A 13256-nucleotide genomic window follows, 5' to 3' on the forward strand; every position below is an offset into this window, starting at 1 on the left:
GTTTAATACACCTGTATAACATAAACCCCTCATCCTACCTATAACTCAAAGCATAAAAAATAAAATAGCCTTTAATAATCAACAAGTAAATAAACCATAAAGCGGAATATTCCGATTTGTTTTTATTGCAAATTCAATAAGCACAATAAATTACCCAGCCATCACATCTCAATTTAATAACCTTTTACACACAAATAAAAACCGCTCTACTCTAAATAAGTAATTTTGCACCAATAATAAGGACCAAAATATGCTTAAAAATGTTATAGAGCCCCCTATTAGTCCAGAGGAATTTAATTCAGACATTTTAATGGACGTTTTAGATACGCAAGATGGTATTTATTATGTTATCAAGAATACAGATTCTGTTTTTATTTGGGTCAACCAAAACTTTTCCGATTTAATTGGCGTCCCCAAAAGTGACTTAATTGGACAAAAAGACCAGTTTGCTGCTCATGTTGCCCACGACAAACTGGTTATCGCATCCGGAAAACCTATCCTCAACTTACATGAAACCATCCCCGTTCCTGATGGTTCTGGCGGTCACAAAGACGAACCCATCGTAACTCAGAAAGGGCTTTGGCGAGACACCAAAAACCCAGACCTAATCAAAGGCATCACCGTGTGCTTTTCACTGGTCAACCCACCTGAGGAGGCGTGATGAAAGGCGCAGAATACTGGCTTGATCACCTAAAGCTAGAAGCCATTGAGCTAGGCGGATTTTTTGGTGAATGTGAAGCCTCCAACGAGATCATTCCCCAGCAAGCACTACCAGATAGATTTCATTCAGACAGACGATTTTATTCAAACAATTATTACATGCTTGCGCGTGACTTGGCGTCTCCTACTCCCCCTTCTCGTTTGGCTTTACATCAATTAAATCAAGATGAGCAGTGGTTCTTTTTACAAGGGTCGGTGCTCAAGCTCTATCTGTTTTTATCTAATGGTGAGTTCAAAGAAATTACGGTAGGAGACAAGCTGGATCTGGATCAGGTCTTACTGTGCTCCGCCCCTCATAGCACTTGGTTCGGGGCTGAACTCCAAGACGATTCCGACTTTGCTTTGTGTGCATGCAGCTTAGCACCTGGGTGGGATCCGGAAGATTCAATCACTCCTACCGAGTCCGATATTCAGCAACTTATCTCAGATTATCCAGAACAAGCAGACATCATTAAGCGCTTGGCATTCAGTGCCAAAAGCTAATTGCTACGTAACCAGCCACCTCTAATTTATAAAAGGAATGAATAATGGGAACAGCAGCATCAAGTAATAAATTGCAATATGGCTACCCGACTCCGGGACCACAAAGCCCAACGGCTCAAAAAGTCATGGATCATGTGTTTTTCCTATCCAATGGTGAATGGAAAAAAGCACGCGAAGAAAATGATTACGATTACATCGTAGTTGGTACTGGCTTTTGTGCCTTGGCATTTGCAGAGCGAATTCTAGAAAAAGAAAATTCCAATGCTCGAATTCTATTGATTGAACGAGGCACGTTCTTTTTGCCTGAGCACTTCCAAAACCTACCTCTCCCCTTTAAAGATACATTAGGTGGGTTATCGGAAACCTTCCCGTGGACAATGTCGATTGAAAATCAGCAGCCGGAATCCCTTATTAAGTGGCAACACGGCATGGTGCCTTTCTTTGGCGGGCGTTCAACGCTTTGGAGCGCGTGGTGCCCAATACCGAATAGTGAAGAGTTTACCGGTTGGCCAACACATACCATTGAAGCAGCAAGAAAGAATTTCGAAGCAGCTAAAACTCTACTTAGGGTGCAAAATGCAGACGAGATCGATAACTTCCCGAGTCAAGAAATTGCGAATTTTGTCTCTGGTACTCGTCCTGTTTATGGTGCGCTGCAAAGACAAGTACAAGGATTATTGCAAGAGCTTGGTACAGGCGTGAATGGCATTTATCGTACCGACCCTGCTCCACTGGCTTCAGCCTCTATGCAGGAAAATGGCATTGATTTCCAAAAATTTGCAACGCCAGGTGAATTACTCGAACTGGCAGAGAAATTTAATAAAGTCGACGAAAATGGCGAACGCGTTGGACCACAGCTCGATATTGTCAGCGCATGTACTGTCGAAGAGATCCACCAGCAAGAGCTGAACGGAGAAAGAAAAGCCACCGCACTGCAAACCTCTCGTGGTGTATTGCCACTGGGCAATGCTGAACTCGTATTGGCAATGGGGACCTTGCCACCGACTACGTTGGTTCGTAACTCATTCCCAACGATTCCGAATTTAGGATCGCGTTTTTCCGCTCACTTCATTAGCTCGATTGTGGCTCGTGTGCCTAAATCCGATTTAGATCCTGATGGGCAATTTGGTCAGTTAGAATTGGGGGCAAACTACGTGGCAGGTGTTGCCAACGATAGCTTTGATCAACAGTTCCACATCCAGCTTTCTTCCTTGTGGGATTCCGACCCAGAGAAAAACGCAGAACTCTCACTAAGGTACATGCCGGATGTGGTTGCAACGGCTTCAATGGAACAGTTGCAATCCTCACCTGATCACGTCGTTTTTGTATGTGCGGTATTGGGTGAGCTTGACTATAAGAACTTCAATAACTGGTTTAAGCAAAACGCAGCAGACGATAACGTTACCACTAATTCGTTACTGCAAATTACCACCAATGAGCTTGATATTGAAACGTGGGATAAGATGGATCAGTCCACTTTTGATATTTTGGAAACCGTGCTTTCACCGAATGGTTCCGGCGTGGTGGAATATTGGCACCCACGCTTTGAGAATGGGCAAGATCATGGGGAATGGGTAGGCTCGCGACCAGCAGCCAAAGATATCCGTGTCGATGCCCCCGTTCATGAAAGCTCCACACTTCACATTGGTGAAGAAGAATCCGCACCTGTTGATTTAAATTATAAACTCAAGGGCACAGCCAACGTTTATATCACTGGTGGCGCGTTATGGCCACAAGGCGGATCATGGAACCCAACGTTAACCATGGTGGCGCTCGCGCAAGACTTGGCTGACAAGCTGCACAGTAAGAAATAGCCGCTATGGAACTGGCAGGCTGCTCGTATTTTGTATCGAGTAGCCTGCTTTAGAACATCACAGCGGTGCTAGGGCGCATGCAATCGTACCGCTGCTCTGTTTTGAGCCAATCCAACCTGAGCGATTAGCTAAAGAGCCATCAAACCTACAGTACTCGCAAGCATTTTTCAGGCGGTAAGCTTAATAGCGTATTGGCAAAATTGATTTTTTCATCTCGCCATTTCATTGCGGCTTCGTGGCTGTCTTTCGATCGTCTGTCTGCTTCAAAATAACTGTGTTGAGGCATACCATCAGCCGGAGTCATCACCATAGATTGCTCATTCACACGCATGGTAAATAAAAACTGTCCTCTTTGACCAGATTGCGCGCCTGGGTGATGCAATGTGGTATCGCAACAGTAACGCTTGTCGCGAAGTGCGCGGCAAGTGTATTCAAACGCATCTTGTGTACCGCGACCGGGGAAAGACGTATAAATACTGATACCATCTCGCTGTAAGGGCATGTTTCCAGCCGTTAATTCTACGGCGTACTGCACAAGTCGAAAGCCTAAAACAACCCCACCGACGCTATTAATACCGCTAAATTGAATGGCTGACGCTAAATCAAGGCGTAATTGGTCTTCATTTTCGTACAGAAAAAGCTCGGGGGATGCCCAGTCACTTTGAGGAATAAGCAGCTTAGTAATATCAGTTTGTTCCATTTTCGTCTCCGCAGTGATCTCGTTTGTTATAAATCCCGATCACAATATACGAATGATAACCATTATCAACATTGTTTTAATAAAAATCTGATCAACCTAACCGCAATTGTGCCCACCTCTACTTCGCCTTAACGACTATACTCTTCAAAAGAGAAAATAGGGTGATTTGGAGAGGATGATGAAGCTTTTACTTATCATGAGCTTATTGCTTTGGGGAATCAGTGCATCACCATCTTTAGCGAAAGAGCGAGAACGACTCCCCCTTGCAACGGGTGAATGGTCGCCTTATACCTCTGCCGAACTGGAGGGTTATGGCATTGTCACTGAGATCACAACAGCCGTTGTTATTGAGATGGGAATGACGCCTGACTACAAATTTGTTCCGTGGAAAAGAGCGGAGCATATGACACAGTATGGTAAAGTGTTTGCTGCGTTTCCCTATGCGATAACATCCGAGCGTAAGAGTAAATTCAGTTTTACCGATCGAGTGTTGATTAATCCAAATGGTCGGTTTTTCTACCGAAAATCAAGATTTGAATTCCCCCGATTACCCTAATTCAGATGCATTGACACAACGTTTTAACGCTGCACTTAAGCGAATCAAAGATAATGGTGTCTATGACGCTATCGTGGATAAATATGGAATTGATAGGTCTTTGTAAGTATAGATATAGAGAATCGAGGAAGCATAGAAAGCCATAAAAACCGCTAAGACTCAAAAGGTTAAAATCAATTTATCAAATAAAACTAATTTTATAGTACTAGATTTATTAAATTAATTTCACTGCAACTAAACCCATCAAATGAATTAGAAAAACGTACGGTAACCTATTCGTCATACGTTACGCCCTATATTGAGGTGAATGTCTCCTTCACACATTTCCTAACGCAAAATTAACAAATAGACTCCAAATCGAAACATGTCGTTTCAATTAAATGGAGGTTATTGTTATGAAAGATGTACTGTTAGTAGGTACTACAAACTTGGATAGCACTGGAACAGCCGGAAATTTAACAGTTGAAAATGCTACACAAGCAATCATTGGTACAGGTTGGTCTTTCGGGTTAGACGAAGGGGTTGATCTGGTCAATTACGACTGGGGACATGGCGGTAAAATTTACGCCAGAACGGAAGAGTGGGATAAGGGAAATTATAAGGAGGTAAAGATAGAGGGTGACTCTAGCTGGGTTTATTTAGATAACTTCGTTGACGTAAACGTAACACTTAACAATCACTGCGGCTCAAAAGTACTAATCAACAACTCAAAGCGTGGTGATATTGAAACGGGTTGCGGTCACGACAAAATCTATATCTCTGTTCAATCCAATAACAGCCTTTGGGAAAACGATTTTGACATTCACACTGGCGCTGGCAGTGACGTAATCACAATGGTAGACAGTAAAAATTCGCACCTAACTGATGTGACCATTGATGCCGGTTCAGGGCATGATTATGTCGATATATCCAAACTACAAAACGCGGCAGACGGCATTGTACGAGATGTCGACGGGGGCTCGGGTTTTGACAAGTTTGTGTTTGGTTCCGATGACTCTGTCGATTTCAGAAACTTTGAAGTGATTGTGGGCACGGCTCAAACGTCCAACTTCAACTTAACGTCTGAACACTTAAGAAACAATGGATTTGAACCTCACGGCCTTATTGTTACAGGTTCAAATTTTGCATTGACGGATGTTGATTCTGTTTCTCACTCCAACCTGAGTAATACTCAAGAAGCGTATCTCAATTGGCTTGGCTACAACGATGATGACTATTCCGCTTTAACGGTAATTGATGGTAATGACACATTCACCATTCTTACTGATAGCTGCTGTGACGTAGTGGTTTGATGAACAAATAACAAGATTCTGCTTTTCTCGAAGCAGACGTTCACTATCAAAACCATACTTAGGTCTGTGACCTAAACTGCAATCCAAGTTGAGTGACGTCATTCAACTTGGATTTTACTGATTCAACTTATTTTTCTCGTGTCATTCAGGTTTATGAAACCAGTAACCAAGTATTCACCATGGTTTTAAAGCCAGAGTTGAATAAATAAAGAGAGAGAAAAATCAGCCAGGCTATGATCAGTATTTCAAAAATTCGCATCGTGTATCCTTATTAAAACGTTTACAACAGAGTAAGGATTGTAATGACGATTGCAGGCTGAAAACCCAGTAAGAACATGGTGTTTTCAGGCGAAATCACGCATATTCATTATTGCTACTCATGCAGACACTCAATCAAATTTCTTTGCGACATCGGCAGCCTTGCTACCCAGCTCTGCAAAATTGGCGGTCCCTTTTTCCATTATCTTTTGGGCTTGTTCTATGACTTGGACATATTTAGGATCACCGGTGGCCAAAAGCTCTGAAAGGGCGACACCGATGGCTGTGGTGCTCATGGTATTTAGGTTACGGAGGTTATCGGCGGCATCTTGAATAGCAATAGCGGTAGATTGGGCAACGGATTGTTTCGCTTTGTCAGTCGTGCTCTCACCTGCCATAACCTTCCTCTGCCATAACCTTCCTCTACTTTAATTTTCTTCTACCATAGCTTTCTTTTACTATAGTTTTCCTCTATCAAAGCTTTCTCCTACCAAAAAAAGCTAACCACCCTTTTTCAATATCAGAGCGCAAGCGGTAGACGTTGAGGCATTCGCGACCGTTTGCATACCTTGCTGCGTGGTAACGGCATTTTGCATATGCAATCCCATGGTGTCAGACATAGCAGAATCGGCGAGTTGAATGATCATGTCTGAGACCTGTTCCAGATCTTTTTTTCCATCGTCACTCATATTTCTCTCCTAAGATCATCCGTTTCGCCTAAGACCGTTCTTTTCTCTTAAGACAATTTTCCCTCTCAAGATCATTGTTTTTACCAAAAAAAAGGCCAATTAAGAGGGTTGGCCTAAATGGGGTATCAGGATTTTTTCTACAACGCTGTCCAGAATGACATGTATGACGAATCCGCTTTATTGCTTATTCGCTGTCTTTCTCGACGATTTCTTCTGTTGCTCTACTTAGCGCAGCGGTACCGATTGCTGTTAAAGCATTCACACCTTGAACGGTTGCGGCTTGCATACCAATATTGGCTTGCTGCTGGGCATTGGTTGCGTTGTTGTTCAAGTTAGACATTGCGAGTCCCATGGATGTGTACAAGTTACCCATCGCATTCGAGGGAGCACTGGCCAATACTTGGGTGTTGGTTTGCGTTACGGAATCCGTAATTTGCTCATTCACTTTTTTAGACATGTCGACCTCTTAATAGTTATTCATTTGGAAGCAACTGCTGAAGCTGCTCATTGATTTTGCCTATCTCTTGTTCAAGCAAGCCCTCTATATTACTGAGCATGCCATTCACTTCAGATTCAATCTTATCGACGGATTCTTCGGGATCGGAAACGTTAAATTGCTCATGAGACTTTGCTATCATCTCTTGCACTTCTTGCTGCTGATCTCGAGTAAAGGCTTCGATTTGTTCTAGCTGTTTTTTCACATCAAAATTCAATGCATTTTCACTGCTCACTGCCGCTATCCTCTTTATCTTTCTTCAAAAATCCCAGTAAGCTAAATTTGCCTTTTTTGGGTTCTTCCACCTCTGTTGGTTCTTCAGCGACAGGAGGCAAAGGCTCTTCATCGTACCCCATTCTTTGCACCTTAGTGTGTGGTAACACAGGCTCTTCAATTGGCGTATTCACTTGCTCAAGTGGCGCTGGTTTTACCTGAGTTTGAAGTAACCTTGCACACGCATTGGTGACGGAAGCTGCAGTGGTCATTTGAGATTGCTGCTGGCTGGTCACAGCGTTATGCATCGAGAGACCAAGCGTGTCTGCCAGAGTGGTTTCCAGCAGGCTGGTTGGCTGAACAGAAAAAGCCTGAAGCGTATTAAATTCATCAATCGTTTTGCTTGAGACTTCATGCTCAAATTCGTTTTCAAAGCGCGTATCCTGCTTATCCATGTTCGCTCCTCTTTGATCTCTGGATAATGGTATGTTGTGACCTATCGCCGACGTTTAGCGAGAATGAAAACTGCTTAGCTAGAAAAACCGCCTAGCAGAAAGAATGCTGAGAATTATTGAGCTTGGTCTTGCAATACTGTCGCCACTTTTTCACCGACAACTCCAAAGTTTTCCGCCCCATTGGTGACGACTCTTTGTGCCTGATCGATGATCTGAAAGTATTTAGTGTCACCTGTTTCCAGCATTTGGCTCAACGCTGTACCAATCGCCGTTGTGCTCAAGGTATTTAGGTTTCTTAAGTTGTCGGTGGCATCCGCTAACGCCATAGCAGAAGACTGTGCAACCGACTGGTTAGCCGCATTAAATGCGGAGTTTTCTTGATCGGGTGGTGAATTAAGATCTTTCATGTCTGTCGCTCCTTAGAGTGCACCTTTACCGATTTATGGGTAAAGGTGCCTTCTGCATTACGCGTCTTTCTCGATAATGCCTTCAGCGCTTCGACCAATAACCGAACTACCGATAGACATAAGCGAGTTAACACCCTGCACCGTTGCCGCTTGCATAGTGATTTGCGCTTGTTGTTGACCTGCTGTGGAGTTATGAGCTGCTGTGCCCAATGCCTGGCTGGTAGACATCAGTAAGTTGCCCATTGCCATTGCCGGTGTTTCACCCACAACTTTTGTATTTACCTGAGTGACTGAGTCTGTAACCTGACCATTTACTGTCGTTGGTGCTGTACCATCTGCCATGTGAATATCCTTTTAGAAGTTAAGTAAGAAAAAGCGAAAGAGTTAGAATTAACCCTTCTCGATAATGCCTTCAGCACCACGACCGATCACTGACGAACCGATAGCCATCAATGAATTGACGCCTTGTACCGTCGCTGCTTGCATTGTGATTTGTGCTTGCTGCTGCGCTGCCGTTGCATTGTGAGCGGCATTGCTTAACGCGTGGCTGGTAGACATAAGTAGGTTGCCCATTGCCATTGCGGGGGTTTCACCCACAACTTTTGTGTTCACCTGCGTTACTGAATCCGTTACTTGCGCGTTTACTGTATCAGCCATAATAATCTCCTAGTTTGCTATTGATTAAGCTGCTGGTTGAGGTTCTAAAATCAGCTCAACACTTCGTCCGATCACCGCTGTGCCTGTGGCAAACAACGAGTTCACTCCTTGAATTGTTGCTGTCTGATGTACCAATTGGGCCTGTTGATTTGCGCCGGTGCTATTGTGTGCAGAGATCCCCATTGCTTGGCTGGTTGCCATTAGTAGGTTTCCTCCTGCCATAGCAGGCGTTTCGCCGACCACAGAGGTATTTACTTGCGTTACAGAATCTGTAACGGCTCCGTTCACTGACATAGTTAGTGCTCCTGTTGATGAAGAGGTACACAAAAATGCACCCCAGAACCGGTTAAGAACCTTTTGCTGCGATGGAATAGATAAGCCCAGATCCCAGTGCGGTGTTCGTCACCAAGATGGTTTGAATTTGCTGCTGTGCATGAGTGGTATTTTCAGCCGCTTTCCCCATGGAATCCGCAACCATCGTTAGGTGCATATTCCTAGAGGTAATGGGAGAAAACTCACGCAACATCTTCTCAATATCGATTTCCATCAAAATGCTCTTTGTGTCCGTTCATGTGGTTCATATTACGCATCACTGGTGAGTCAAACTTGGCGAAAACGACGGACAATTAAGGGCTTAATATCAAGCTGGGGAGCCACAAAAAGCAAACTGAGTGCGCTGCCTTTTTTGCGCTCGGTATTGACGAGGTGTGCAATCGGCATAACGCTTAAACATCTTTTCGAAATGGCTGAGATCGCCAAAACCGGCTTGCAAACACACATCCGTCACTTTAAGCATTGGGGAGGCATCAAACAGCTGCTTGGCTTTCTGAATACGCACTTGAACAAGAATGGCTTTGAAAGAGAGGTTAAGGTGCTCGCGAAAAAGATAAGAAAGGTGAGAGGGGCTGGTATAAGCCGCACTGGCCATATCGCTGAGCTTTATGCATTCGGTATAATTGTTACCAAGAAAAATCAGTGCTTTTCTCAGTGCTGGATGTAAGTTTTCAAACCTATCAAAACGTTGCTCTAATACTGTTTCGAATATATCGTACTTACAATCTTTCTTCGATATAACCCCTAAAGACAATACATCTTCTTCGCGAATAACGCCGTCGCAACATGATGCAAGCAATACCAGAAAGCTTCGCATCTGAGTAATATTTCCGGGCCAATCATACTGCTTAAGTAGTGACATAGAGCTTGGTGAAACTTGTATATCTTCGTCAATACCAAGTTCGCACAAAATATGTGCTACATATTCCGGAATATCGTCACTTCTTATTTTTAATGGTGGGATATTAATTGCGATGTACGGTAAATTAGTTTCTAGTAGCACGTTTACAAAGGCATTATTTTCTTTCAATTCATCTAACGTTCCCCTGCAAGATATGATTAACCTGACGTTATTTTTAATTAACAACGGATGATATAAACCCATGGTAAATTGGCTAATCAAAAAGTCCTGTATATCTCTTGAAAGCACATCGATATCTTCCAAATACAGCGTCCCGTTTTTCGCCTCCTCTAACGCCTTATCTAAGTGAACCTGATACACATCAACCCCGCTGAAACTTGATGATATACGGATAAAATTACTGCCTAGCATGCCGCTTTTTTGATGGATAAATTCCGCCAGTTCACCTTTTTCCGTACCAATCTCTCCTGTAATAAAAACCGACATTTTCATTTCGATGGCAAATTGCGTTTGCTGTCTTACTTTTAGCACTGAAGGTGAACGGCCTATTATGGCTTCTTTTTTAATTACTTTATTCAGTACTTTTCTTTTTTCAAAATCATTAGTTTCTTTATTTATCGTATTAGATATTGTGTTCACAATTAAATCCTTTTTTCTAGCCAAGTTACGTTGAACACACATCCTAATTGGGCAACTTATTAAAATATTGGGTTTTATTACGATCTTTACGAGTGATTCGATGCTGAGATAATGTAAGAGAACACTATAAAACAAGGAAATGAGATAAAAGGTAAAATAAATTTAAAAGCTTCACACTAGATGCTTTAAAGCAATAAGGTAGCATTTTATATATACAGATAAGATCGAATAATTAATTATTTAAATAAATCATTCAAAGGAATAAAAAACTATAAGTGTTACTACATGGAATACTAATACAATATGATCACATTATTAAAACCATCAATTAGACGATATTATTTAATATTCAGCCTTACGATAAGGTTAAATATTAGTGTTATACCCAGAATCTCTAAATGTAGGAGTTGTAGGTTCATACCAAAATCACCTTAAGACGCAAGTTGATGCCAATCCGTCATTGATTCTTTCACCACAACTATTGTTAAATGCAGGTAAGAACCCTAAAAGGAAAGGAATCAACATGGCAGACAAACTCACAATGGTGTCAGCCAACGATGCATTGCCAGGTCGAAGCACGCCACTTAACGTAGAAGCAACGCATTTTGTGAACCAATCAAATCTGTTCGATAAACCAAAAGGAACCCAACAAGAAGTCTTACTTGGCTTAGGTTGCTTTTGGGGTGCAGAGCGACTGTTCTGGAAACTGGATGGCATAGTATCCACCTCGGTTGGGTATGCGGGCGGCTTTACGCAAAATCCAACTTATGAAGAAGTGTGCAGCGGACAAACAGGGCACACGGAAGTGGTTCGCGTGGTCTTTGATCCAAAAGTCATTTCCTTCAAGCGGTTATTGCAAACCTTCTGGGAAAGTCATGACCCGACTCAGGGTATGCGACAAGGAAACGATATGGGCACCCAATATCGTTCTGCAATCTACGTGTATAGCGAAGAGCAAATGATGCTGGCGTTGGATTCGAAACTGGAATACCAACAAGCACTCTCCGCTGAGCAAAAGAATACGATCACAACGGAAGTATTGCCTGCCCCAACTTATTTTTTTGCTGAAACGTACCACCAGCAATACTTAGCAAAAAATCCTCAGGGATACTGTGGCATCGGAGGAACGGGAGTTTGCTTCCCACCTGAAAGCTAAATTACGCTTCATTCAGCTTAATTGTATTAAATACCCAATTAGGCTGAAAAACTCGAAAGGGAGTCAATCGTCGCATTGACTTCCTTCATGACTCCAAGCATCTGCTTATTATTAATGTCTGGCAGCACCACTTTACCTTGCTCAAAATAAAACATACCGATACCGGCAATGCAAAATGATCCTTTGAACAGAATCTTGACGAATTTGGCGATCTGCTTTGGATGATAGTGTTTAAAGACCCGTTCCATGATTCCCTCCACCCTTTTTTGACGCTTTTTTAATTTCGCGATGACTTTGTGTTCAGCTCTGCAAAATTAGAGCCAAATCGGCAAAATTAACGCCAAGTATTCGCGTTAAATCGCAAAATTAAGCTAACCTGTGAATGCGGACACATCGCATCAACAGAATGTGCCGTTCTTGCAAATAACTAATCAATAAAATCAGCCGGATAATATTATGAAACTGAAATTGCTCTCCACCCTAATCCTTGCCGCTGCACCAATGATAAGCATGGCGCACACTATTGAAACAGGCAAAGGCTTGCCTACTGTGAGTGTCGCTAGCCATGGCGAACTGATGTTGCAAGGTGACAAAATTGACTACGTCGAGTGGTCTACTGCGAAGTTGACTGGCAAAGTGCGAGTCATTCAGGCAATCGCAGGACGCTCTAGCTCTAAAAAAATGAACGCTCCTCTGATGGCGGCTATTACCGCCGCCGATTTCTCTAAAGATGCCTACCAAACCACAACCATTATCAACCAAGATGATGCGATGTGGGGTACTGGCTCTTTCGTAAAATCCTCTGCAGAAGACAGTAAAAAAGAGTTCTCTTGGTCCTCCATCGTATTAGATAAAAATGGAACGGCAGCAGGCGTATGGGAACTGAAAGAAGAGAGCTCCGCCATTGCCGTGCTCGACAAAGAAGGAACGGTTCTGTTTGTGAAAGAAGGGTCGCTAACGGAAGACGAAATCGCCAAAGTGATCGAGCTTGTTAAAAGCAGCTTGTAACGTCTTTTCTACGTGCACATAAACCAAGAGCGCCACACGGCGCTCTTTTCAATTAAACGTGGATCGATGTATTAACGGCGATCTTCCCTGTAACAAGTCACATCCACTTCTACTTTTACGTCGACCACTAAGTCACATACCATGCAGATGCGGGCTGGTGGGTATTCACCAAAAAACTCTTTAAAGACTTTATTGAACGACTGAAAGTATCGAGAGTCCGTCAAAACCACTTTAACGTGAACCACATCTTCAAGCCCGTAGCCAGCTTCAGTCATGATGTCGACACAGTTTTGAATCGCCAAACGAGATTGATCCACAATCCCGCCTTCCACCACTTCTCCATCTGTCATCGGCGTTTGACCCGACACGTACAAAAAGCCGCCAGCTTCTGTTGCTCGTGCAAATGGCAAATGCTGCCCACCCGTTCCCGTTCCGCCTTCGATGCCGTAACGCTTAATTGTCATAATAATCTCCAGTTCTTACAATCCAGTTCTGTACGTGAGGGCTTTGCCCTTCGC

General features: G+C 43.1%; 21 protein-coding genes. 7 read left to right on the top strand and 14 right to left on the bottom strand.

All coding sequences use genetic code 11. The annotated features are described in order from the left end of the window. Positions 1-250 precede the first annotated feature (250 nt). From VPNCDNU1_RS07845 to VPNCDNU1_RS07855, 3 genes are read left to right on the top strand one after another with little or no spacing between them, the layout of a single operon-like run. Positions 251-661: a PAS domain-containing protein gene (locus VPNCDNU1_RS07845; RefSeq protein WP_104399869.1), complete on the top strand. Its 411-nt coding sequence runs from the start codon at positions 251-253 to the stop codon at positions 659-661. After that, complete coding sequence (locus tag VPNCDNU1_RS07850; protein ID WP_104399870.1) at positions 661-1203, top strand: cupin domain-containing protein; 543 nt, start codon at positions 661-663, stop codon at positions 1201-1203. The genes VPNCDNU1_RS07845 and VPNCDNU1_RS07850 overlap by 1 nt, the downstream gene beginning before the upstream one ends. A gap of 44 nt (positions 1204-1247) precedes the next feature. Continuing rightward, positions 1248-3017, top strand: coding sequence for a GMC oxidoreductase (locus tag VPNCDNU1_RS07855; protein WP_201797116.1), 1770 nt, complete (start codon positions 1248-1250; stop codon positions 3015-3017). Between the two features lie 145 nt (positions 3018-3162). Here the strand turns inward: VPNCDNU1_RS07855 and VPNCDNU1_RS07860 are convergent, their stop codons facing one another. Beyond that, complete coding sequence (locus VPNCDNU1_RS07860; protein WP_104399871.1) at positions 3163-3717, bottom strand: hypothetical protein; 555 nt, start codon at positions 3715-3717, stop codon at positions 3163-3165. Between the two features lie 178 nt (positions 3718-3895). On the opposite strand from VPNCDNU1_RS07860, the gene VPNCDNU1_RS07865 reads away from it, so the two are divergent. Both VPNCDNU1_RS07865 and VPNCDNU1_RS07870 read left to right on the top strand, forming a co-directional pair. Next, on the top strand, positions 3896-4273 hold the full coding sequence (locus VPNCDNU1_RS07865) for a hypothetical protein (RefSeq protein ID WP_104399872.1): 378 nt from the start codon (positions 3896-3898) through the stop codon (positions 4271-4273). A 395-nt stretch (positions 4274-4668) separates the two neighbouring features. Then, the gene (locus VPNCDNU1_RS07870) at positions 4669-5565 is read left to right on the top strand and encodes a hypothetical protein (protein WP_104399873.1); all 897 of its coding nucleotides are present in this window, start codon (positions 4669-4671) and stop codon (positions 5563-5565) included. A gap of 389 nt (positions 5566-5954) precedes the next feature. Here the strand turns inward: VPNCDNU1_RS07870 and VPNCDNU1_RS07875 are convergent, their stop codons facing one another. The 11 genes from VPNCDNU1_RS07875 to VPNCDNU1_RS07925 form a co-directional block, all read right to left on the bottom strand. After that, on the bottom strand, positions 5955-6221 hold the full coding sequence (locus tag VPNCDNU1_RS07875; protein ID WP_101111115.1) for a hypothetical protein: 267 nt from the start codon (positions 6219-6221) through the stop codon (positions 5955-5957). Between the two features lie 102 nt (positions 6222-6323). Next, positions 6324-6512 carry a RebB family R body protein gene (locus VPNCDNU1_RS07880; protein ID WP_104399874.1) on the bottom strand — a complete coding sequence of 63 codons (189 nt, stop codon included), beginning with the start codon at positions 6510-6512 and terminating at the stop codon, positions 6324-6326. A gap of 184 nt (positions 6513-6696) precedes the next feature. Then, a complete protein-coding gene (locus VPNCDNU1_RS07885) occupies positions 6697-6969 on the bottom strand; it encodes a RebB family R body protein (RefSeq protein ID WP_104399875.1) in 273 nt (90 codons plus the stop codon). A gap of 16 nt (positions 6970-6985) precedes the next feature. Next, positions 6986-7243: a hypothetical protein gene (locus VPNCDNU1_RS07890; protein WP_104399876.1), complete on the bottom strand. Its 258-nt coding sequence runs from the start codon at positions 7241-7243 to the stop codon at positions 6986-6988. Then, a complete protein-coding gene (locus VPNCDNU1_RS07895; RefSeq protein WP_104399877.1) occupies positions 7233-7676 on the bottom strand; it encodes a RebB family R body protein in 444 nt (147 codons plus the stop codon). The genes VPNCDNU1_RS07890 and VPNCDNU1_RS07895 overlap by 11 nt, the downstream gene beginning before the upstream one ends. Positions 7677-7789: 113 nt before the next feature. Further along, on the bottom strand, positions 7790-8083 hold the full coding sequence (locus VPNCDNU1_RS07900) for a hypothetical protein (RefSeq protein ID WP_101111120.1): 294 nt from the start codon (positions 8081-8083) through the stop codon (positions 7790-7792). A gap of 57 nt (positions 8084-8140) precedes the next feature. Next, on the bottom strand, positions 8141-8425 hold the full coding sequence (locus VPNCDNU1_RS07905; RefSeq protein WP_101111121.1) for a RebB family R body protein: 285 nt from the start codon (positions 8423-8425) through the stop codon (positions 8141-8143). 48 nt (positions 8426-8473) lie between these two features. Then, positions 8474-8740, bottom strand: coding sequence for a RebB family R body protein (locus VPNCDNU1_RS07910; RefSeq protein WP_004398402.1), 267 nt, complete (start codon positions 8738-8740; stop codon positions 8474-8476). A gap of 24 nt (positions 8741-8764) precedes the next feature. After that, positions 8765-9034, bottom strand: a complete 270-nt coding sequence (locus tag VPNCDNU1_RS07915) for a RebB family R body protein (protein WP_101111122.1) — start codon at positions 9032-9034, stop codon at positions 8765-8767. Between the two features lie 52 nt (positions 9035-9086). Beyond that, complete coding sequence (locus VPNCDNU1_RS07920) at positions 9087-9287, bottom strand: RebB family R body protein (protein WP_101111123.1); 201 nt, start codon at positions 9285-9287, stop codon at positions 9087-9089. A gap of 93 nt (positions 9288-9380) precedes the next feature. Next, positions 9381-10616, bottom strand: a complete 1236-nt coding sequence (locus VPNCDNU1_RS07925) for an AraC family transcriptional regulator (RefSeq protein WP_104399878.1) — start codon at positions 10614-10616, stop codon at positions 9381-9383. Positions 10617-11097: 481 nt separating this feature from the next. Between VPNCDNU1_RS07925 and msrA the strand changes: the two genes are divergently transcribed. Beyond that, a complete protein-coding gene (gene msrA / locus VPNCDNU1_RS07930; RefSeq protein ID WP_104399916.1) occupies positions 11098-11730 on the top strand; it encodes a peptide-methionine (S)-S-oxide reductase MsrA in 633 nt (210 codons plus the stop codon). A 38-nt stretch (positions 11731-11768) separates the two neighbouring features. Here msrA and VPNCDNU1_RS07935 read toward each other — a convergent pair whose 3' ends face one another. After that, a complete protein-coding gene (locus tag VPNCDNU1_RS07935) occupies positions 11769-11978 on the bottom strand; it encodes a DUF1107 domain-containing protein (RefSeq protein WP_101111126.1) in 210 nt (69 codons plus the stop codon). Positions 11979-12186: 208 nt separating this feature from the next. Here VPNCDNU1_RS07935 and VPNCDNU1_RS07940 point away from each other — a divergent pair, with 208 nt between their 5' ends. Then, entirely contained in the window at positions 12187-12738 is a 552-nt protein-coding gene (locus VPNCDNU1_RS07940) for a YtfJ family protein (RefSeq protein WP_104399879.1), read from the top strand. A gap of 71 nt (positions 12739-12809) precedes the next feature. Here the strand turns inward: VPNCDNU1_RS07940 and VPNCDNU1_RS07945 are convergent, their stop codons facing one another. Further along, positions 12810-13202: a RidA family protein gene (locus VPNCDNU1_RS07945; protein ID WP_104399880.1), complete on the bottom strand. Its 393-nt coding sequence runs from the start codon at positions 13200-13202 to the stop codon at positions 12810-12812. Between the last annotated feature and the right edge of the window lie 54 nt (positions 13203-13256).

Source organism: Vibrio penaeicida, assembly GCF_002933855.1.
GTDB lineage: Bacteria > Pseudomonadota > Gammaproteobacteria > Enterobacterales > Vibrionaceae > Vibrio > Vibrio penaeicida_A.